This is a genomic window from Corynebacterium sp. LK14 (assembly GCF_008042215.1).
Lineage (GTDB): Bacteria > Actinomycetota > Actinomycetes > Mycobacteriales > Mycobacteriaceae > Corynebacterium > Corynebacterium striatum.
The window spans coordinates 171,505-192,333 of record NZ_NOVQ01000010.1 but is presented as its reverse complement, the minus strand read 5'-3'; the positions used below and the strand labels follow the sequence as shown (position 1 = coordinate 192,333).

The 20,829-nt window shown below is 54.1% G+C and carries 19 protein-coding genes and 1 pseudogene; 16 read left to right on the top strand and 4 right to left on the bottom strand.

What is annotated here, in order from left to right:
- The first annotated feature begins 186 nt into the window (after window positions 1-186).
- The 8 genes from CHU71_RS07360 to CHU71_RS07330 all read left to right on the top strand — a co-directional run bounded on the left by CHU71_RS07360 (window position 187) and on the right by CHU71_RS07330 (window position 11,543).
- Window positions 187-2,646, top strand: a complete 2,460-nt coding sequence (locus tag CHU71_RS07360) for a class I SAM-dependent DNA methyltransferase (RefSeq protein ID WP_080972405.1) — start codon at window positions 187-189, stop codon at window positions 2,644-2,646.
- A gap of 218 nt (window positions 2,647-2,864) precedes the next feature.
- Window positions 2,865-3,866 carry a restriction endonuclease subunit S gene (locus CHU71_RS07355; protein WP_147760650.1) on the top strand — a complete coding sequence of 334 codons (1,002 nt, stop codon included), beginning with the start codon at window positions 2,865-2,867 and terminating at the stop codon, window positions 3,864-3,866.
- Window positions 3,863-6,949, top strand: coding sequence for a type I restriction endonuclease subunit R (locus CHU71_RS07350; RefSeq protein ID WP_147760649.1), 3,087 nt, complete (start codon window positions 3,863-3,865; stop codon window positions 6,947-6,949). Before CHU71_RS07355 ends, CHU71_RS07350 begins: the two co-directional genes overlap by 4 nt.
- Window positions 6,933-7,673, top strand: a complete 741-nt coding sequence (locus CHU71_RS07345; RefSeq protein WP_147760648.1) for a M48 family metallopeptidase — start codon at window positions 6,933-6,935, stop codon at window positions 7,671-7,673. Before CHU71_RS07350 ends, CHU71_RS07345 begins: the two co-directional genes overlap by 17 nt.
- Before the next feature lie 12 nt (window positions 7,674-7,685).
- Window positions 7,686-8,582 carry a nucleotidyltransferase gene (locus CHU71_RS07340; protein ID WP_049191914.1) on the top strand — a complete coding sequence of 299 codons (897 nt, stop codon included), beginning with the start codon at window positions 7,686-7,688 and terminating at the stop codon, window positions 8,580-8,582.
- Entirely contained in the window at window positions 8,583-9,260 is a 678-nt protein-coding gene (locus CHU71_RS13185; protein WP_049191912.1) for a hypothetical protein, read from the top strand.
- A 352-nt stretch (window positions 9,261-9,612) separates the two neighbouring features.
- Window positions 9,613-10,392, top strand: a complete 780-nt coding sequence (locus CHU71_RS07335; protein WP_049191911.1) for a DUF6414 family protein — start codon at window positions 9,613-9,615, stop codon at window positions 10,390-10,392.
- A complete protein-coding gene (locus tag CHU71_RS07330; RefSeq protein WP_147760647.1) occupies window positions 10,392-11,543 on the top strand; it encodes an AAA family ATPase in 1,152 nt (383 codons plus the stop codon). The genes CHU71_RS07335 and CHU71_RS07330 overlap by 1 nt, the downstream gene beginning before the upstream one ends.
- A 301-nt stretch (window positions 11,544-11,844) precedes the next feature.
- Here CHU71_RS07330 and CHU71_RS07325 read toward each other — a convergent pair whose 3' ends face one another.
- On the bottom strand, window positions 11,845-12,477 hold the full coding sequence (locus CHU71_RS07325) for a hypothetical protein (RefSeq protein ID WP_147760646.1): 633 nt from the start codon (window positions 12,475-12,477) through the stop codon (window positions 11,845-11,847).
- Window positions 12,478-12,582: 105 nt separating this feature from the next.
- The gene (locus CHU71_RS13035; RefSeq protein WP_005531701.1) at window positions 12,583-12,876 is read right to left on the bottom strand and encodes a hypothetical protein; all 294 of its coding nucleotides are present in this window, start codon (window positions 12,874-12,876) and stop codon (window positions 12,583-12,585) included.
- Between the two features lie 275 nt (window positions 12,877-13,151).
- Between CHU71_RS13035 and CHU71_RS07315 the strand changes: the two genes are divergently transcribed.
- Window positions 13,152-13,958 carry a S1 family peptidase gene (locus tag CHU71_RS07315; RefSeq protein ID WP_255456411.1) on the top strand — a complete coding sequence of 269 codons (807 nt, stop codon included), beginning with the start codon at window positions 13,152-13,154 and terminating at the stop codon, window positions 13,956-13,958.
- A 44-nt stretch (window positions 13,959-14,002) separates the two neighbouring features.
- A pseudogene (locus tag CHU71_RS07310) lies at window positions 14,003-14,455 on the top strand (HD domain-containing protein); the annotation flags it as partial.
- 56 nt (window positions 14,456-14,511) lie between these two features.
- Here the strand turns inward: CHU71_RS07310 and CHU71_RS07305 are convergent.
- The gene (locus CHU71_RS07305) at window positions 14,512-15,195 is read right to left on the bottom strand and encodes an IclR family transcriptional regulator (protein WP_049063547.1); all 684 of its coding nucleotides are present in this window, start codon (window positions 15,193-15,195) and stop codon (window positions 14,512-14,514) included.
- 50 nt (window positions 15,196-15,245) lie between these two features.
- Between CHU71_RS07305 and leuC the strand changes: the two genes are divergently transcribed.
- The 5 genes from leuC (at window position 15,246) to CHU71_RS12840 (ending at window position 18,481) form a co-directional block, all read left to right on the top strand.
- Complete coding sequence (gene leuC / locus CHU71_RS07300) at window positions 15,246-16,664, top strand: 3-isopropylmalate dehydratase large subunit (protein ID WP_147760644.1); 1,419 nt, start codon at window positions 15,246-15,248, stop codon at window positions 16,662-16,664.
- 47 nt (window positions 16,665-16,711) lie between these two features.
- Window positions 16,712-17,296 (top strand): 3-isopropylmalate dehydratase small subunit, encoded by a 585-nt coding sequence (leuD, locus tag CHU71_RS07295; protein WP_005531696.1) that lies wholly within the window; start codon window positions 16,712-16,714, stop codon window positions 17,294-17,296.
- Between the two features lie 412 nt (window positions 17,297-17,708).
- On the top strand, window positions 17,709-17,834 hold the full coding sequence (locus tag CHU71_RS13030) for a hypothetical protein (RefSeq protein WP_255456410.1): 126 nt from the start codon (window positions 17,709-17,711) through the stop codon (window positions 17,832-17,834).
- Between the two features lie 42 nt (window positions 17,835-17,876).
- Window positions 17,877-18,347, top strand: coding sequence for a hypothetical protein (locus CHU71_RS07290; RefSeq protein WP_147760643.1), 471 nt, complete (start codon window positions 17,877-17,879; stop codon window positions 18,345-18,347).
- A complete protein-coding gene (locus tag CHU71_RS12840) occupies window positions 18,344-18,481 on the top strand; it encodes a hypothetical protein (protein WP_187272042.1) in 138 nt (45 codons plus the stop codon). The genes CHU71_RS07290 and CHU71_RS12840 overlap by 4 nt, the downstream gene beginning before the upstream one ends.
- Before the next feature lie 126 nt (window positions 18,482-18,607).
- On the opposite strand, the gene CHU71_RS07285 is transcribed toward CHU71_RS12840, so the two are convergent.
- On the bottom strand, window positions 18,608-19,606 hold the full coding sequence (locus CHU71_RS07285) for a bifunctional NUDIX hydrolase/histidine phosphatase family protein (RefSeq protein WP_147760642.1): 999 nt from the start codon (window positions 19,604-19,606) through the stop codon (window positions 18,608-18,610).
- Between the two features lie 210 nt (window positions 19,607-19,816).
- Between CHU71_RS07285 and CHU71_RS07280 the strand changes: the two genes are divergently transcribed.
- Window positions 19,817-20,815: an NAD(P)H-dependent glycerol-3-phosphate dehydrogenase gene (locus CHU71_RS07280; RefSeq protein WP_147760641.1), complete on the top strand. Its 999-nt coding sequence runs from the start codon at window positions 19,817-19,819 to the stop codon at window positions 20,813-20,815.
- Window positions 20,816-20,829 lie beyond the last annotated feature (14 nt).

Sequence of the window (20,829 nt, the reverse complement as noted above, 5' to 3'; positions counted from 1 at the left end):
AACAAGCCGCTCTCAGCAGACATGAATGGAATGGTTAACGGGTACTGCTCGACATTGATGTCTGACGCGGTCAGTAATGTCGGTACCGACTAGAAGATAAGCCACGATCCGTGGAGGAGACGAACAGCATATGACCTTAAGAGCCAATGGTGAGAAGTTAACGGCCAAGCTGCCGAAGGTGGTGGCATGGTAGTGGCTCTTAAAAAATCTGATCTTTATAGCTCCCTCTGGAAGAGTGCCGATGAGCTGCGTGGTGGTATGGACGCCAGCCAGTACAAGGACTACGTCCTGACGCTGCTGTTCGTGAAGTACGTCTCCGACAAGGCCAAAAGCGACCCCTACAGCCTGATCGAAGTTCCCGAAGGCGGATCGTTCGATGACCTGGTAGCGCTCAAGGGGGCTCCGGACATCGGCGAGAAGATGAACATCGCGATTCGCCGACTGGCGGAAGCAAACGACCTGCAGGGCGTGATCAACAACGCCGACTTCGATGACCCGAACAAGCTGGGCGAAGGCAAGGCGATGCAGGATCGCCTGACGAACCTTGTCAGTATTTTTCAGGACATTGATTTCACTGGTTCCCGCGCTGAAGGCGACGACCTACTTGGTGATGCCTACGAATATCTGATGCGTCACTTCGCCACGGAGTCTGGCAAGAGTAAGGGCCAGTTCTACACCCCGGCAGAGGTTTCTCGCATCATGGCTCAGGTGCTGGAGATCCCGAAAGACGCTCCTCGCTCGACGACTGTGTATGACCCAGCCTGTGGGTCTGGATCGCTTTTGATCAAGGTTGCTGATGCTGCGCCTAACGGCCTGTCGATCTACGGTCAAGAAAAGGACAATGCCACTTGGGCCCTGTCCCGGATGAACATGATCTTGCATGGCAACGAGACCCACGACATCCGTCAGGGTGACACGCTTTCTGATCCAAAGTTCCTCAAGGGCGAGCAACTGCAGACGTTTGATTACTTCGTGGCTAACCCACCTTTCTCGGTCAAGACCTGGAAGAACGGTTTCGACAAGGAGTACGGGCGGTTCGACGGTTTTGCTGAGCCGCCAGAGAAGAATGGCGACTACGCCTTCCTGCTGCACATGGTGAAATCGCTGAAGTCTGACGGTCGGGGAGCGGTCATTCTTCCGCACGGCGTGCTTTTCCGAGGCAACACCGAGGCGCAGATCCGTGAGGAGCTGATCAGGCGTGGCCTAATCAAGGCAATAATTGGCCTGCCAGCCAACCTCTTCTACGGTACGGGAATTCCGGCTTGCATCATCGTTATCGACAAGAAGGATGCGGCCAACCGGACGGGCATCTTCATGATCGATGCCTCCAAGGGCTTTGAGAAGGACGGGCCGAAGAACCGTCTCCGTCCCCGTGACATGCGCAAGATCATCGACACCTACCTTGCCGGTAACGACGTCGAGCGCTACGCCCGCATGGTGCCGCTATCGGAAATCTCCGACACTAAGAACAACTACAACCTCAACATCCCCCGCTATATCGACACGTCCGAACCCGAAGACATCCAGGATCTGGAAGCTCACCTCAAGGGTGGTATTCCGAATCGAGATCTTGATGCCCTGGGTGAATACTGGGACGCCTTCCCGAACCTGCGTGACGAGCTGTTCCGCCCCCTTCGTGAAGGCTACTCAGAGCTCACTGTTGAACCTGACCAGGTCTCCAAAGTGATTGAGGAGTCGGAGGACGTCAGGGCTTTTGCCTCGACTGTCTCCAAGGCTGTTGAAGATTGGTGGGGTTCCCATCGAGCCCAGCTGGAGGCGATCGACTCGCAGACCAAGCCTCAGGAATTGATCGAGGATCTCGGTGATGACCTGCTGGAGAGATTCCAGGGTCGCCCGCTCATTAGTGAGTACAGCGTGTACGAGCAGCTGATGAGCTACTGGAACGACACTATGCATGACGACGTTACCCTGATCGTCGGATCTGGCTGGGTGGATGCAGCGCAGCCTCGTGAAGCTCGGATTACCGGCTACGACAACAAGAAGAAGCCGAAGTATGAGCGTGCCGACTTAGTCTTCGGTACAGGCACTAAGGCTAAGCGGTGGGTGATGGACCTTATCCCTCCTGCGCTAATTGTCGACCGCTATTTCCCTGAGGAGAAGGCGGAGATTGAGCGCTTGACCGTGGAACAGGAGAGGATCAGCCAAGAGCTGCAGGAGTATATCGACGAGCATGCGGTCGAGGAAGGTCTGCTTTGGGAGGCGGTCAATGACAAGGGCGAAGTTAAGGTCGGAGATGCGAAAAGGCGGCTCAAGGAAGCAAAAGCCGATAGCGCGGAAGCTGAAGAAATAACTGCCCTTAACCACGTTGTGCTGCAATTTGGAGATGAAGCTGCAGCAAGAACTGCGATTAGGAACCTGTCTAAGAATTTAGATTCGAATACACTCACTCAATACGCAAAGTTGAGTCCTGCTGATATTCATCAGTTGGTAGTCATCGAGAAGTGGAAAATCGCGGTTCGCAACGGTATCGAAAGTGAGGTCGATGGGCTGACCTTCGATTTGACTAGCAGGGTTCATCAGCTTGGAGAACGGTACAGTCAGACTGTTGAAGATATTGCTACAGAGCTGGCACAGCTTGAAAAAAGGGTCAATAATCATCTCAAGGCTATGGGGGTAGAGTCGTGACAACATGGACAGAGAGACGAATATCTGAGCTCATAGACGGCTTAAGGGCAGGCGTGAGCGTAAGATCTATTTTAGGTGAAGTCGGTGGTCCTACAGTCCTAAAAACCTCAGCGATCAAGGCTGGACGGTTTGATCCTCGCGAGTCGAAACCCATTCTGCCCGCCGACCTTCCCAGAGCAAAATGCTCCGTGACCGCCGATAGCGTAATCATTAGTCGCATGAATACGCCGGCTCTAGTTGGAGATGTTGGCTACGTAGAGAAAGACTTTGATAGTCTTTTTCTTCCCGACCGCTTGTGGATTGCACGCTCAAAGCGTGGTTCTGGCACTGATATCAGGTGGCTCACCTACCATTTTTCTTCCCAGTCTGGAGCCCGTACTCTGCGAGAATTGGCGACCGGAACTAGTGGGAGTATGAAGAATATTCCCAAGGATAAGGTTCTTGACCTTAAGGTCTTAACGCCTACGCCACCTGAGCAGCGTGCCATCGCAGATGCTCTTACTGATGCAGATAATCTCATCTCCTCCCTCGAGCGCCTCATCGCGAAGAAGCAGGCAATCAAGCAGGGCATGATGCAGGAGCTTCTTAGTGGAAAGACGAGACTGCCGGGATTTACAGGGGTATGGCGCCAGGAAAAACTCGGCTCGTTATCCGTCATGAGTAGTGGCGGCACGCCACCATCAACTAGTAAGAAATACTACGGCGGTAATATACCGTGGGTCTCTATATCTGACATGACTTCCAAGGGGAAGTATATTCTTGAAACTGAAACAACGCTCACGCCCAAAGGCTTGAAAAATAGTGCAGCAGTTCTTTATGAGCCCGATGTAGTGCTTTATGCGATGTATGCCTCTTTGGGAGAATGTAGCCTAGCTGTTGGTCGGGTGAGCTCAAGTCAAGCAATTTTGGGAATTTCAACCAAATCTGAGCTAAACCGTGAATTTTTATATCACTATCTTCAATTCATCAAACCCAATGTGAAGCTGATGGGACAACAAGGAACACAATCTAATCTAAATGCCGGAATGGTTCGTAATTTTGAGATTCCCCTACCGACTATCGAGGAACAGCTAGAAATAGCGAACGTGCTCAACATCGCTGACGAAGAGATTCAGTTACTTTCTCGCCGTCTTGAATCCGCCCGTAACATCAAGCAGGGCATGATGCAGGAGCTCCTTACTGGCCGTACTCGCTTGCCTGTAGAGGAGATGACGTTATGAGTTCAGTAGGACAGCGGGAGCGCCTGACTCAGGATCGAGTAGTCGACCTTCTATCCGAGCAGCTCGGCTACGATTACCTCGGTGATTGGAAAGACCGCGTCAACTCTAACGTCGAAGAGGAGTTGCTTCGTCAGAACCTAGCTGCTCGAGGCTACGACGAGGATTTGGTCCGTCGGGCTGTCCAGCAGTTTGTCACTGCTGTTTCCCTCCCCGCAGGAGGCTCGCTCTATGACGTGAACCGCAAGGTGTATGGCCTGCTTCGCTATGGAGTAAAGGTCAAGCGCAGCGTCTCAGAGAATTTTGAGACTGTCTGGCTAATCGACTGGAAACAACCGGACGCCAACCATTTCGCGGTGGCTGAAGAGGTTTCGATCAAGGGCAAGAATACAAAACGTCCAGATGTTGTGCTCTACGTCAACGGCATTGCTCTGGGTGTCATCGAGCTCAAACGCTCGAAGGTCAGCGTTGGTGATGGTATTCGTCAGCATCTGGGTAACCAGAAGGCGGATTTTGTTCGCCCCTTTTTCACGACGGTGCAGCTGCTGTTCGCTGGAAACGACGTAGAGGGACTTCGCTACGGCGTGATCGACACTCCCGAGAAGTACTGGTTGGAGTGGAAAGAGCCAAGCGAGGTTGAGAACCATCTCGACCGTGGCCTGCTTCAGATGGCGAACCAGCAGCGCTTCCTCGAACTGATCCATGACTTCATCGTCTTCGATTCGGGCGTGAAGAAAACCGCCCGACACAACCAGTACTTCGGCGTCAAGGCTGCCCAGGAGCGCATCGCTCGCCGGGAAGGCGGCATCATTTGGCACACCCAAGGGTCAGGTAAGAGCCTGACGATGGTGTGGTTGGCGAAGTGGATCCGGGAGAACCAGCGCGAGGCGCGCGTCTTGGTGATCACTGACCGCACGGAGCTGGATGAGCAGATCGAGAAGGTCTTCGCCGGTGTTGATGAGACCATCGAGCGATCGACATCTGGGGCCGGGATGATCGGCATGCTCAACCGGAACCAGCCATGGCTGATGTGCTCACTGGTGCATAAGTTCCGGGGTGATGACGAGAAGGATCAGGGCGAGACCGAAGACTTCGTTCGTCAGCTCAAGAAGCCCCTGCTTGAGGGGTTCAATCCGAAGGGCAATCTCTTCGTCTTCGTCGATGAGGCTCACCGTACACAGAGCGGCAAGCTTCACAGTGCGATGAAGGAGCTGCTGCCAAATGCGATGTTCATCGGCTTTACTGGCACGCCTCTTCTTAAGAAGGACAAGGCCTCCAGTATCGAGACCTTCGGTTCCTACATCCACACCTACAAGTTCGATGAGGCCGTCGAGGATGGTGTGGTGCTGGACCTTCGGTACGAGGCTCGAGATATCGAGCAGAAACTCACGAGTCCGGAGCGGGTCGATGAGTGGTTCCAAATCCATACCCAGGGCATGACCGATCTGACAAAGCACCAGCTGAAGAAACGATGGGCAACGATCAAGGAGGTCGAGTCCGCTGAGCCGCGTGCCCGGCAGATCGCGGCAGATATTTTGATGGATATGGCTCGGATGCCTCGCCTGATGGATGGCCGAGGCAACGCCATGTTGGTGTGTTCGAGTGTCTACCAGGCCTGCAAGTTCTACGACATCTTCAGCCGTAGTGAACTCGCCGGCAAGGTCGCCATCGTGACGAGCTATGAGCCGAACGCATCCAAGATCTCCAAGGAAGACTCCGGGGCCGGCAAGAACGAGGAGATCGTTAAGTACGACATCTACCGTCGGATGCTCGCCGACTACTTCCAGACCGACGCCGATGATGCCGTCAAGCGGATTGACGAGTTTGAAAAAAGCGTCAAGGAGAAGTTCATCAAGCATCCGGGTCAGATGCGGCTGCTTATTGTTGTCGATAAGCTCCTGACCGGCTTTGATGCACCGAGTGCGACCTATCTCTACATCGATAAGAACATGCAAGATCATGGCCTTTTCCAGGCTATCTGTCGCGTGAACCGACTCGATGGTGACGATAAAGAGTACGGCTATATCGTCGACTACCGAGATCTGTTCAAGTCCCTTGAGGATGCGGTTTCTGACTACACCTCTGAAGCCTTCGCAGATTACGACGAAGAAGATGTAGAAGGCCTGCTCAAGGATCGTATTGACCAGGAGCGCCAAGACCTGGATGAAGCTCTGGAGATGGTGCGAGCACTGTGCGAGCCAGTGTCTCCGCCGAAGGGTACGCTGCAGTACCAGCACTATTTCTGTGCGATGGAGAGCGGTAACACTGAGCAGCTCAAAGCCAATGAGCCGAAACGAGTTGATCTTTACAAGGGTGTAGCGAGCTTAGTTCGGGCCTACGCCAACCTGGCCAACCGCATGAGTGAGGCTGAGTACTCGCCGAGCGAAGCGGAATCTATCAAGCAGCAGGTCAAGCACTTCGTCGATGTCCGTGATGAGGTCAAGCTTGGTGCCGGTGAGAACATGGATCTCAAGCAGTTCGAGGCTGGCATGCGTGCGCTGCTTGATACCTACATCCAGGCAGACGCATCGCGAAACCTGGCGACCTTTGACCAGGGCCTCGTCCACCTCATCGTCGAGCACGGGGTCGGAGCCATCGAGAAACTCCCCGAGAGCATCCGCAAGGATCCAGAAGCGGCTGCTGAGACCATCGTCAACAACGTCCGTAAGACGATCGTTGACGAGCAGGCCATGAACCCGAAGTACTACGAGTCGATGTCGACGCTCCTGGATGCCTTGATCGAGCAGCGCCGTGAGGCCGTCATCGATTACGAAGAATACCTCCTCAAACTGATCGAATTCACCCAGCAGCTCGCCAAGAGAGAGTCTGGGAAGAAGTTCCCAGACTGGGCCAAGACGCCGGCCCGTCGTGCACTGATCGACTTTGCGTGGCCTCAAGGAATCGAAGTCGATGTTGAGCGGGTCTACCGAACTATCCAACGCAATAAGGAGCACGGCTGGTCCGGAGATAGGACCAAGAAGAAGTCACTAATGCGTACTCTTGCCTTGAATTTCCCAGGGCTCCTTGAGCCTTCGGAAATGCAACAACTTCTCGATCTGTTGGCGATGCATGATGAATTCCGCTAGTTCCTACCTCACCGTTTCCGGGTTTGATGTTGAGCTGGTCTACAAAGACATCAAAAACATGCACCTGTCGGTCTATCCGCCGATGGGTCGAGTACGGGTGGCAGCGCCGGCTCGCCTAGACGAGGACACGATTCGTCGGGCGATCATCCAGCGACTGCCGTGGATCCGGCGGGAGCGGGAGCGGTTGCAGAATGCGAACCGTCAGTCGGAGCGGCAGATGGTTTCCGGAGAGAGTCACTATGTGTGGGGCAGGCGCTACCGCCTCGATGTCTCAAAGCACAGCGGCAACCCGAAGGTACTCGTGGCCGGAGACACTCTCTGGCTTTACTCGCCGGAGGGATCGACCCGTGATGATCGGTTCGGCATCCTTGACCGTTGGTACCGGCGAGAACTCAAGGCAGCACTTCCGCCTCTGGTTGAGAAGTGGGAGACAGCCATGGGAGTAAAAGCTAACCAGCTCACGGTCAAGCGGATGAAGACTAAGTGGGGTTCATGCAACCCTGATAGCCGTAATATCTGGTTTAACCCGGAGCTGGCGAAGAAGAATCCTCGGAGTCTGGAGTACCTAGTGGTTCATGAGCTGGCGCACTTGCTCGAGCGGAGTCATAACGAGAAGTTCGTAGCCATCATGGATCGGTACCTACCGGACTGGACTGCTCGGCGAGATGAACTGAATGAAGCGCCATTAGCGGCGGAAGACTGGAATGAAACTAGCTGTGATTAAGGAACGAACATAATGACCAATTTGGAATTGAAATTGGCGGGGTGGACCGGTCCATCCAGTCCGACTGAACAAGAAAAGCAAGATCGCACCGAGAGGATGATTCGGGAAGCCATTGAAGCTCATCCAGCCTTTGATGGAATGTCCTGTAAGATTTATGCGAAGGGATCTTATGCAAATAATACAAATGTAAAAGCCGACAGCGACGTTGATATCGCGGTCGAATGCCAAGATCTCTTCTACTGGGATGAACACACTCCGGGGGCTCATCCAGCAAGTAACGGTATCTACGAAGGAATTTGGACGCCCGAAAAGCTCCGTCACGAACTGACAATTGCGTTGAGAGCTAGGTTCAGCACCTCAGTGGATACAAGCGGATCAACCGCCATTCAAATTAATTCCAATTCTGCCCGCGTTGAGGCGGACGTCGTGCCTTGTTTTTCTTATCGATATTATTTTTCGCCGACTTCCTACCGCGAGGGCGCCAAAATATTTAAAACTGATGGTAATTCAATTGTAAACTACTCAGCTTTGCAGCTGGAAAACGGACGAAATAAAAACAACAGGACCAATTACAGATTCAAAAAATCAGTCCGCATTATCAAGCGTCTAGAAAATGCAATGGCCGAGGAAGGGTATCATCAGGAGGTCCCGTCATTCTTTATCGAATGTCTTGTCTACAACTGTCCGGATACGGTGTTTCAGCGCCTAACCTGGATCGAGACCGTAAAAGGCATTCTCGCGCATATTTATACATCCCTCGAAGGTGCGGAACCCACCGATTCAGAGAATCGCTGGTTGGAGGTTAATGGTGCGAAGTATCTCTTTCATGGATCGCAAAAATGGAGTCGCGAGGATGGACGAAATTTTGCCTACGCGGGGTGGAACTACCTTGGTCTGGGAGGGGCTTAAATGGCGCGGCCAATTGGTTTAGTTCGAGCCGTCGTTATCATTGTCTCCAGTGTGTATGCCGTTCTGATTTTCGTCTTGGGATTCGACCTACCACCGTGGTGGAGGGTCTTGGTATCCATGTTTCCGATCTTGGCTGCGGGATTTGTAATGGCCTGGGATCTATGGATTTGGCGTTGGCCAGGGATAATAAGGCTCTTTCGACGACCTGATCTCCGTGGGTTATGGAGAGTTACGCTCACTCCTCATGAGGATTCTGCGATTCCAGAAGGCGGCAACTGGGGCCCAGTGGTGGCCTATTTAGAGGTCAGGCAAACTTTCTGGTCTATTCACCTTAAGCTGTATACATTGCAGAGCTCCAGTAGAAGTACTGCATTCAGCTGGATAAACACACCCGAGAATGAGGTCGATTGCCTGAGCTACATTTATGATGGCATGCCAAAAATCTCTGAGACGTCTTTCATTACGAGGAACATTGGCGTCGGTACGCTAGCGCCGACATCACTTAAGCCAACTCAAATTGAAGGGCGATACTTTACTGATAGGCCAACGAAGGGAGATCTGGTTATGGAATTTGTGGACCGTACGAGCGGCTATCCGTCCTTTAACGCAGCGGACCGTTACGCAGACTCAATCCGTGCCAGTCAGGGAGCCGTACAAGAATCAACGAGCAGTCATTGATTTCTCAAATCCAGATTGAGAATTGTCGTCGATGGCTCAATCTGACACTAAGTTTAAGCAGGACCTGAATGCTCTCGTTGGAGACGATGAGGCTGAAAAGGTACTCTACCAGGGAAGATTGCGCTGGCCATCACTTAGAGTGTATCGAGAGAGCTGGAGACTACTCCCGAAATTGCCGCGAGTAATAGGGAAATTTTCGACACTAGCCAGAAACTCCGGATGAACTAACAGAGCCAATGGAGTACCCATTCGTAAGCGGATTTAGGCGATGGGTTGATCGGCAAACTCAGCTCATTAAACAAAGTACTATAAGTTATACTTATTTTAAGAGTAAAACTATTTAGGAGCCTAGATGGCAAAGAAAAAGCAGGAGCAACGATCGATCGTTAAAGTAGTCTATTTTGACCAGGATACAGCGTCTGACTACTTAGATATCGTCGCAGGAGGCAGTCTCGAATCAACCAAAGAGAACATTGGCACGAGGACTGTCGAAACCCATGCCAGCGTAGAAGCTAAACTCAGTGCAAAGCTTAGTTGGCTTCCCTTTATCGGTGGTGCAGGCGAACTGGGAGCCGGGGCTGAAGCCTCTCTAGCCGGCGGAAGTATTTTAAGCAAGACGCTGTCAAACACGATCTTGACTGACTACCTGGAATCTTCTAGTGGCGATCTAAGAATTTCAAAACTGAATGGGTTTCGGGTTTATGCCGCCGAGAATTCCATGGCTTTCATGAAGATGTTTACGCCATACATGATCGCAGCTCGCGCAGAAGACGCTGACTTCAATATGGCATTGATGGATGAAGCGCTGGAGAAGGCGAAGGGTTATTACGAGCTAATCGGCGAAGATGCGACTCAACGCAAGATTGTCTTGCGCTTCAACATCCGCGCCTTCCGGAACAGTTACGGACTCTCGGATCTATCACGAATGAACTTAGTTTTTCATGGCATTGAAGTCGGTCATACTACGGAACTGAGTTTGAATATTGAGTCAGAACTAGCTCAAAACTCTTCCCAAGATCTTAAACTTGCTAGCTTCATCGAAGAATCTCACTCTGATTCATCCGGAGCCTCTGGCGATAACAAGCTGCCGGTTTACGACATCATCCTGGCCGGTGTAGAGAGCGGTGCGTAATGGCGACCCATGACATGAAGGCCTATATTTACTATGGACCTTCATCCTGGTTTAAAGCAGAGACAGCAGGGCTGGAGGCGGGATCGTTACTAGATATCGTTTACGAGCGCGATAACCTCAATAGACAGTTCAGCATCGTGGATAAACGCGCCTCCAGCCCTTCGGAGACAGAGCCTGAAAATGTCGAGGAAGGCCCGGAGCATGTTTTGGCAGAATCTGGAGACTACGCCAGTCTGACAGAAGCAACGATCTCAAATTTTGCAGGGTTAGTGCGGTCAATTGGTCCGAAGAATATCTATTTGAATAATCCTCCTGAGCTCGTTAGATCGCACCTTGAACGAGTGGCCGAGGTTGAGGAAGTTTCTTACGAGCTAGGCAGTTTTGATGCGCAAGTGCTGCAAGAGTTCAACGCTGATTTCCAAGACCACCTCGTAGGCCAAGACTCGGTTAAGAGCGAACTTCTTGCGGCGATGTATCAGTTAACGCGTCAGAATGTAGATGGACCCGTTGTCGTGATGTTTTATGGGCCATCAGGGGTAGGTAAAACCGAGACTGCGAAGTTTATCAGTCGCCTCACGGGAGGATTGCTTTTTCGAAAGCAATTTTCAATGCTACACAGCGAAAAATTTGCCTCTTATGTTTTCGGAGGAAGTCACCAAGAACCCTCGCTCGCACTGGACCTGATGGAGAGAGAATCAAGTGTAATTCTCTTCGATGAGTTTGATAAAGCAAGTTCAGTTTTCCATAGCGCCTTCTATGAGCTGTTTGACGAGGGTGTGTTGGAAGACAAGAACTATAGAGTCGAGGTTGGCAGGCCGCTAATTATTTGTACGTCGAATTACGGTTCAGAGAGTGCAGTGAAAAAGGCGCTAGGCGAAGCGCTTTACTCAAGGTTCGATGCCTTTATCGAGTTCCATCCGTTAAGCGGTTTCGAGGTGGAGAAAATTATCGACCGGTTGGTCGATGTGAAGTTTAAAGAGCTGACTCATAAAGAGGCATCCATCCTCAATGCTGATGAACTCAAAATAAATCTTAAGAGCCACTCGAAGCAGCTCGGTAATATTCGAAAACTGAGTAGCGTGATTGATCAGATTATTGGTCATAAATTAGCAATGGCTCTTCTGGAGACAGCGGAAAGTATGAATCCTTAGTCGCCGTAGCTCTGGGCATTCTTGTTACGCCCATTTAACCTAAAACCGCCTCATTGCGTCCGCCAGTTGTGACTTAAAGGGCCCGGCGCTGGCCAATATTCAAGCATGATGGTATCAGGAACTTTACAGAGGTAGGCTGCCCTCCTGGAGCATCTCGCGTCCGCTTGACAGCACCTCGTATATGTCACGGAACCAGACACCGTACGGGGTACAAATAGACAATCTCGAAACACTTTCCAGGTGGTTAGTGTTTCGAGATTTTTCGTATGGGCTAAATTCTTGCCTGCTGTTTGCTTGCGCCCTAGACGATGAAAACGGTGGCGTTGTTGCCGCCTTTGCAAGTGATCAGCGAGTTTTCGGCCACGGTACAGCTCATCTGATAAGTCTTGCCGGTTACTGGGCTAGCAACGTTTAAGGAGCCGGGGATATACCCGCGCAGGTCCTCTGCAGGGCTTGGGGTGGCATTGATAAGCGCGCTGGTGGTTTCCTTGGCAAAGTCACAGCTGGTGTTGGGGCCCGCCATGAGGAAGTTGATGTGGTAACCGTCACCCATCATGCACAGCTCGGATGGGGTGCCGTTAACCGTCACCTTCGTTCCTGGAGCGTTTCCTGCCTGTACGCCGAGGGAGTCGATGAGCTTCTGGCGTGCGTTTTGGTCGGTGACGTGGTTAGTGGGGGCTTCTTGGCCACCGTCTTGTGGGGTTGCCTGCTGTGCCACGGTTTGTGGTGCGTTAGGGTCCAGCGTGGGCTGCGGGGCGTCGGGGACAGAAGCGCCGTTGGTTTGCTGAAGGGCCTTTAACTCTTCAAAGCTGTTGTTGAAGCTTGGCTCAGCCGGGGAGGGTTGATCGCTCGGGGCGGGGCTGCAGGCCGCAGCAAAGCCGCCGGCGAGTGCGATGGTGGCCAGCGTTAGCGGAAGGCATCGTGAAGCAAACATGTCCTAAGCCTAACGCGGATCGTGTGGTGTATGTCCGAAAAGACGAAAACCGTCACCTCTAAGAAAGAGGTGACGGTTGAGGTAACGGGTATAGCTCGCTACCGATTAGTGGTCATCCCAGTGACCTTCGTGGGCGGCGTGGCGGTGGCCATCGTGCAGGTAGTCAACATGATCGCCGTGAGGGATGGCAACGTGGCCGCAGCCCTCGCCATGCTGGTGATCGTGGTCAGCGTGCTCATGGTGCTCGGTGGTCTCGCATTCGTCCCAGTGGCCCTCGTGCTCACGGTGGATGTGGCCCTCGTGGAGGTAGTCGGTGTGATCCTTGTGAGGGAAAGCAACGTGGCCGCAGCCTGCGCCGTGGACGTGGGTATGCTCTTCGTGGATGGTGTGGGTGCTCATGGAAAGCTCCTTCAGGTTGGTGCGGTTTGCCCGCGTTTTCAGTTCGTTTTCATTTAACATCATTTTCATTCCAATTTCAATAAACCGCGCCAACTTTTTCGAAATATTTTCAATTTCACTCCTTGTCGGTGAAACTCTGAGCCTTTTCCTGGTCTTTCTCTGACTTCGAATGGGTGAGCCGAGAAGGGGGGGAGCAAGAGGCAGAGCGTGTAGGGATAGGAAAAAGTTGGCGAAAGCGCTATGTTATGGAAGTGACTGAAGTGAAAGGGGAGAAGATGCGAGGATTAAAGAACGGCCTGGTCGCAGCTGCTGCGGCCTTCATTGCAGTAGCGGGAGGCCAGGCCATTGCGCAAGCTGCGCCGGGTGTATCTGTGACGCAGGGGCAGGTTGTGATGACGGCTGAGGGGGCCAGCTGCACCGTGGGCTATGTTGAGGGTGACCGTGCCTGGACGGCTGCGCACTGCGGCCTCTCGGGGCAGCAGGTCTATAACGAGTTTGGCCAGCACGTAGGAACGTTGCGTTGGTTTAAGCCATCGGGCGCTGCGGAACATGACTTGGCGTATATCCAATTCGCGGCTGGAACATATAGTGCGGGCAACCCAAAGACAGGTGACGGTATTCGTCCGGTTCCTGCACCAGGTACTGATGTTTGCATTAATGGGCGTCTTAGCGGCAACGACTGCGCACAGGCTATTAATGGTCCGCGTGACTTCGATGGTATGAACTATGCCAACAACATTCCGAAGGTAAATGGTGACAGTGGCTCGGGTGTGTATGTCCCAGGACAACCAGGCGTTGTCGGAATCTACCAAGGCGGCACCGTTGTCTCGCGTAACGGGCAAAGGGTCTTCTTTACCAATTACGCGCGCATGCCTTACGCTAACGAGCTCGCCGCACTTCCGCATAAGGGCTTTGTTGCCCGCCGTCCTGATATTGCTACTCCACGCAACATCGTCGAGGTTCCTGGCGTCGAATTGCGCAAGGTAGGCGACCATGCAGAAGGCCTTGCCACCACGAGCAGCGAAGGCTTTGGACTCGATGCCATCCGTGGCATTGCAAACAACTACGGCATCATCATCTAGTGACTGCGATCATCTAGTGACCGTGGATTGAGAGGATAGAAACCATGTGGCAAAGCACTGAGTCTGAAGTCCTCACGCCGCGTATTTTGCGTGCGCTAGACGTCGCTGCGCGGGCACACGACGGACACTATCGCAAGGGGAGCGATACCCCATACGTTTCGCACCTATTTGGCGTGATGTACCTCGCTGCAGCGCAGGGACTTGCGGACGATATCCGCGAAGACGTCCTCATTGCTTGTTTGCTCCACGACACGTTGGAGGATGTCCCTGAGTGCTATTCGGCCCAGCAGATGGAACAGGACTTCGGCCCGCACGTACTGAATATCGTCCGGGGAGTAACTAAGGATGACTCCTTGGAATCGTGGCGCGAGCGTTCAGACGCATACTTGGCTCACCTGAGGGGTGCCTCCGAGGCGTCGGTCATCGTCAGCGCCTGCGATAAGCTTCACAACCTGAGTTCTATCCTTGCCGACCATGATGCTTATGGCGAAGAGCTGCGGGCTCTGTAGCTTAGAACTCAGTGTTGAGCTGAACGCATAATGCGCGGAGCCGTTTAGAGGCGTGCGGTGAGCTGTGTCGCGGCGTCGGCAAGCAGCGGAGCGTACTTCTGTGCCGGGGAGGGGCGGAAGCGCTCGGCGGAGCCTGAGACCGAAATAACCGCCACGAGGTTGCCGGCTGAGTCGAATACTGGGGCGGAGATCGAGGCAAGACCCGCCTCGCGTTCTTCGATCGACTCGGAATAGCCATTCTCGCGGGCCAGAGCGACGTCTTCATCGCTAAAGGTGGCCCCAGTAGTGTCGATGTTGTCGAATGCCGCGAAAATGCGGGCGGCTGAACCGGAAGTAAGCGGTAGCTGGCGGCCCACCGGTACCACGTTGTGCAAGCCGGACTCGGGCTCGCGAGTGGCAACGCAAGTGCGAGAATTGCCCGAGAGCTGATAAAGCTGGACGGATTCACCAGTCTCAGCGAGCAGGCGTTCCATGATCGGACCGGCTGCTTCGATGATGTGATCCCGGTTGCCGGGAAGTGCAGGGCCCGCGCCCCACTTGCCGTCGGGTGTGCGGGTCAGGATTCTGTGAACCTCTAGTGCGGTTGCGAGGCGATGGGCTGTTGCCCGAGGTAGACCGGTGGTCTCACATAGTTCGTTGAGGGTGGACGGACGGTTGGCTGCGGCCATCATGATGGCGACGGCGCGGTCAAGTACCTTAATTCCGGATACTGCGCTATACTCTCCCATACAGTGAAATCTACGTTCCAATTAATGAGATTTCAAGTGGAGTGATTGAAATGGCTGAGAAACTGACCCTAGCTGAGAAAGTTTGGCGCGACCACGTCGTGCAGAAGGGCGAGAATGGCGCTCCTGATCTGATTTATATTGACTTCCAGCTCCTCCATGAAGTTACCAGCCCACAGGCCTTCGATGGCCTGCGCCTCGCTGGACGTAAGATGCGCCATCCGGAGTTGCACCTTGCCACCGAGGACCACAATGTCCCGACCATAGGTATCAAGACCGGCAACCTCTTGGAGATTAAAGACGAGATTTCCCGCACCCAGGTCTCTACGCTGCGTCAAAACTGTGAAGAGTTCGGGGTTCGTCTTCACTCCATGGGTGATGCGCAGCAGGGCATTGTCCACACCGTGGGACCCCAGCTGGGTATCACCCAACCTGGCATGACCATCGTGTGTGGCGACTCTCATACTTCGACCCATGGTGCTTTTGGCTCCATCGCGATGGGCATTGGTACCTCCGAGGTTGAGCACGTTATGGCTACCCAGACCTTGTCGCTGAAGCCCTTTAAGACCATGGCAATCGAAGTTAGCGGCGAGCTAGCAGAGGGTGTTTCTGCCAAGGATCTGATTCTGGCGATCATCGCGAAGATCGGTACCGGTGGCGGCCAGGGCCACATTATCGAGTACCGCGGCGAGGCTATCCGCAAGATGTCTATGGAAGCCCGCATGACCATTTGCAATATGTCCATCGAGGCTGGTGCACGTGCTGGCATGGTCGCGCCGGATGAGACCACCTTTGAGTACGTCAAGGGCCGTGAATTCGCGCCGAAGGGTGAGGACTGGGATGCAGCGGTCGAGTACTGGAAGACTCTGCCAACCGACGAGGGCGCGCAGTTCGACACCGTGATCGAGATTGACGGTTCTGCACTGACCCCGTTCGTCACCTGGGGCACCAACCCAGGCCAAGGCCTCCCGCTGGGCGAGAGCGTGCCGGACCCCGAATCTTTTGGGGATGAGAACTTGAAGGCCGCTACTGTGAAGGCTCTCGCCTACATGGACCTGCAGTCAGGCACCCCACTGCGTGACATCAAGATCGACACCGTGTTCCTGGGCTCGTGTACCAACGCGCGTATCGAGGATCTGCGTGCCGCTGCGGAGGTGGTGAAGGGCCGTACCATCGCGCCGAGCACCCGCATGATGGTGGTTCCTTCCTCTGCTGTAGTCAAGGCACAGGCAGAAGAAGAAGGCCTGGACAAGATTTTCACTGACTTCGGCGCTGAGTGGCGCACCGCAGGTTGCTCGATGTGCCTGGGTATGAACCCGGATCAGCTCAAGCCTGGGGAGCGCTCGGCATCTACCTCGAACCGCAACTTTGAGGGCCGCCAAGGCCCAGGCGGGCGCACACACTTGGTCTCGCCGGCGGTTGCCGCAGCAACTGCCGTGACCGGTCACCTCGCGTCCCCGGCCGACCTTTAACTCACCGACCCATAGCCATATCTGCAGATAACTAGGAGACTACGACAATGGAAAAGTTCGTAACCCATACCGGTGTTGGTGTCCCACTTCGCGCATCCAACGTCGATACTGACCAAATCATCCCGGCGCGCTACTTGAAGTCGGTCAAGCGCACAGGCTTTGCCGACGGCCTGTTTTCTAACTGGCGTTCCGACGAGAACTTCGTCCTCAACCAGGAGCCGTTCAACCATGGTTCGGTGCTCTTCGCCGGCCGCGACTTTGGTACTGGTTCCTCGCGCGAGCATGCCGTGTGGGCGTTGAGCGAGTTCGGTTTCAAGGCGGTATTCTCGTCGCGCTTCGCCGATATTTTCCGCGGCAATTCTGGCAAAGCCGGTTTGCTAACTGGACTTATGGAACAAGAGGATATCGAGCTTATCTGGAAGCAGCTCGAGCAAGGCGAAACCGAAGTAACGGTGGATCTGGAGGCTCGCACTGTCACGGTCGGCGGCAACTCTTACTCTTTCGATATCGATGACTACACCCGTTGGCGCCTGATGGAGGGCCTCGATGACATTGGGTTGACCCTGCGCAGCGAAGACGCCATCGAGACATTTGAGGCACAGCGTGCTGCCTTTAAGCCCGCTGTATCTTAAAACATTCTTAGCGCTCGTATTAGCGTTTAGAACGTTGCCCCGCTCGCCCCAATCCGCAAACACTTGCGGAGATAAAAGTGAGCGGGAATGCCTACGTTTTGCCCCCGTTACGTGAACAATTGGTAACGCGGGCCGCGCATGGCTAGTACCGAATGGCCAGCGATAATATTGTTGCGTGCATGAGTAATAATCTTGGTAGTAACAATGACTTTGGTGCAGGTCAAGGTTCAAACTATGGTCAGCAGGGCGGCGACGGCTACGGCGGTGGCTCTTACGGTGGGCCCACCGGCCCGGCAAATCCCTTCTCGCAGGGCAATACCGGCGCCCCGGCCAGCAGCCTTTTAGTGACAGCAATCAGCAGTCCTACGGGGCTTATTCGCAGCAGCCTATGCAGCCGCAACAGGGGCAATACATGCAGTCGCAGGCAGGTTATGCGGGTTATGGAAACGTGTCCTATCAGAACGTGCCACGCCAGCTCGATGCTATGGACGTTATCGGACAGGGTTTCAAGGGCTTCTTCCGCAATTGGGCTCCGTAGACCGGTGCGATTACCGTTCACTTCATTATCCTCGTCGTCGTCATGGTCGGCCCTATGCTTATTGGTGGCGCACTCGCAGCAGGATCGGCGTCAACGAGCAGTAGCTATGACTATTATGGCGACAGCTCTTACGATGGCGCCAGCGCGGGAATGGGCGCGGCTGCAGTGCTGTCAATAGTCTTGGGAGTCATTATCGGCTTGGTCTACAGCTGTTGGATGATCGGCAATATCCAGTGTGCCGCGTCCAAGGAAGCTGATGGGCAACGAGCCACCTTCGGAGACTTCTTCAAGTCCAAGAATGCATTCGCCGTTGCAGGACATTCACTGGTCGCTGCTCTAGTGGTTAGTGCTGCTTCCCTTTTGTTTGTTATCCCAGGCATTATTGCAGCGTTCTTGCTCTACTTTGTGCCTTATATCAAGGCGGATAACCCACAGATGAGCGTAGGGGAGACTTTCCGCGCATCTTATGAATTGACCAAAACAACATTGGTCAGAGCCTTTTGTGCATCGTGATCTGCGGATTGCTCGTCAGCATTTTGTTCTACATTCCGGCCGTAGGCTTTGGTTTTGCCTACGGCGTGCAATCGATGGTGCTGCTGCTGTTCTACCGTTACGCAGTGGGTAAGCCCGCTGTGCGTTGGACCTAAGTTAAGGCCAAAAGGCGCACAATCTGCTTAGCAGTCTGTTCTAAATTAGCTAATCCCCAGTCCTTTCGCCGCACTCGAGAAGTAGCGAAAGGTCTGGGGATTTTTCTACGGTCGTCCCTATTGCCTTTAACGCACAGGAAGGGAGCTGGCGAGGTAGTCAGCGCCGGTGAGCTCGCCTTCGTTGAAGGAAAGGACCCACACCGAGCCCTTCTTAAACTTGAGGTCTTCAAAATCTACCTTAAGGAACTTTGGATCGAGGTCCTTGAGGATGCCCGGGATAGTTTCGCCCTGGCTGACAATGACGGGGATACCGCCGCGTGAGACAACGCGTTGGAATGCTGCCTTCGCGGCAGTGGGATTGCTTAGCCACACTTCGTCACCGAAGTCCTTGTTTACTGCAATGTCCAAGCCAAGTTCATCCGCCAAGGGGGCAGCGGTTTGTTGGCATCGCTGCGGTGCTGCCGAATAAATAGCGGTGGGATGGAATGGCGCCAGCATGGGAACGAGCATTTCTGCTTGGCGACGCCCCTTCTTGTCCAACGGACGCAGGTTGTCGTCGCCAGCCCAGTTGCGGCGCTCATGTGCACGGGCATGGCGGACGTAGAGCACGCGTGTGGTGGGGGCTAGACGGAGGCGTTTCTTCGCCTTTTCCAGCACATCGGTATCAACGTCGTAGGTCAATAGCTCGCTGGCCTCATCGATGGGCATCCAGCGCAGTTCATCGGTTTCGCTATTGTCTGTGAAGTCACCGCTGAGTACCTTGGCGAGCCAGTAGTAGACCACCTTGGTGCGCCCCTGCACTGGGTATGTCACCTTGCCGATGAGCTTGCCTAGCTTAACGTCGTAACCGGTTTCCTCACGGATTTCGCGCGCGGCGGTAGTAGGAAGCGATTCGCCCGGATCGACCTTGCCCTTGGGCAGGGACCAGTCGTCATAACGCGGGCGGTGAATAATGGCTACCTCTGGGTCATGAGGGTTTCCGCGCCACAGCACAGCGCCAGCTGCCAGGGTGGTGCGCTTGAATTCCTTGGCTGGGTCGGTGGGAATTTCCTGGTGGCGGCCGGAGATGAATACCTCAGACTTTACGTCCTTGTCGGTCTCGTGCATGTTCTTTTCCTTCGGCATTGTGCTCCTTAAAAGATTATGGCGCGCAGATTAACTCTTCTATTTTCCACTTTCTGGGCGAGCTTTGCATCCGCACGCGCCGCGGCGAAGCTTGTCCACCCCCTATGTGGAAGTAGCGAGCGCCGAAGCAGTCTTAGTCCAAGCTTCCCGTGCGTTAGTCTGGGTGCAGAACATAGTCCATGAATAAGTCTGGGGATTAGAGGTAGGGCAATGCATAACGTTGCGGTGATGGGTGCCGGTTCTTGGGGTACGACCTTGGCAAAGGTGTTTGCTGACGCAGGCAATGAGGTTCGTCTGTGGGCTCGGCGCCCAGCACTGGCGGAAGCAATCAACCAGACCCACGTCAACGCCGATTATCTGCCGGGCTTAGCGCTGCCAGAAAGCCTTTACGCGACGTCGGATGCTACAGAGGCTCTGGCTAACGCAGACATCGTGATCTTTGGCGTCCCATCCCAGACGTTGCGCTCCAACCTTGAGAAGTGGACTCCGCTCTTACCAGCTGACTCCACCCTGGTATCGATCTCCAAGGGTGTGGAGTCTGCGACGCTTAAGCGCATGAGCGAGGTCATTGCAGACGCAACCGGAGTAGAGGCGTCGCGTATTGCTGTGCTCTCGGGTCCAAACTTGGCCAAGGAGATCGCTGAGGAACAACCGGCTGCCACAGTTATCGCGTGCACCGATGAGGAACGCGCAAAGCTTGTGCAGCATGCAGCGGCGGCCCCTTACCTACGTCCGTATACCAATACGGACGTTATTGGCGCGGAAATCGGTGGCGCCTGCAAGAACGTCATCGCCCTAGCCTGCGGTATGGCCTCTGGACGAGGCTTAGGCAACAACACGCTTGCCACCATTATCACCCGTGGATTGGCAGAGATCACCCGGCTTGGTGTGGCGCTTGGTGCTGATCCTTTCACCTTTTCCGGCCTCGCAGGCATGGGCGACTTGGTGGCTACCTGCAGCTCGACGTTGTCTCGCAACCGCACCTTCGGTTACCGCCTAGGCCAAGGCGGAACGCTGGAAGAAGCCAAGGCTGCCACAAATGGGCAAGTCGCAGAGGGCGTCATCTCCTCGGATTCTATCTTCCGCCTCGCCCAACAGGTTGGGGTGGAGATGCCAATTACTCAGGCGGTGTTCGGCGTGTGCCACCGCGGAGTGAGTGTGGAAGACATGATTGTTGCGTTGATGGGGCGTACTAAAAAATCGGAGTAGCGGGCGGGGTAAAG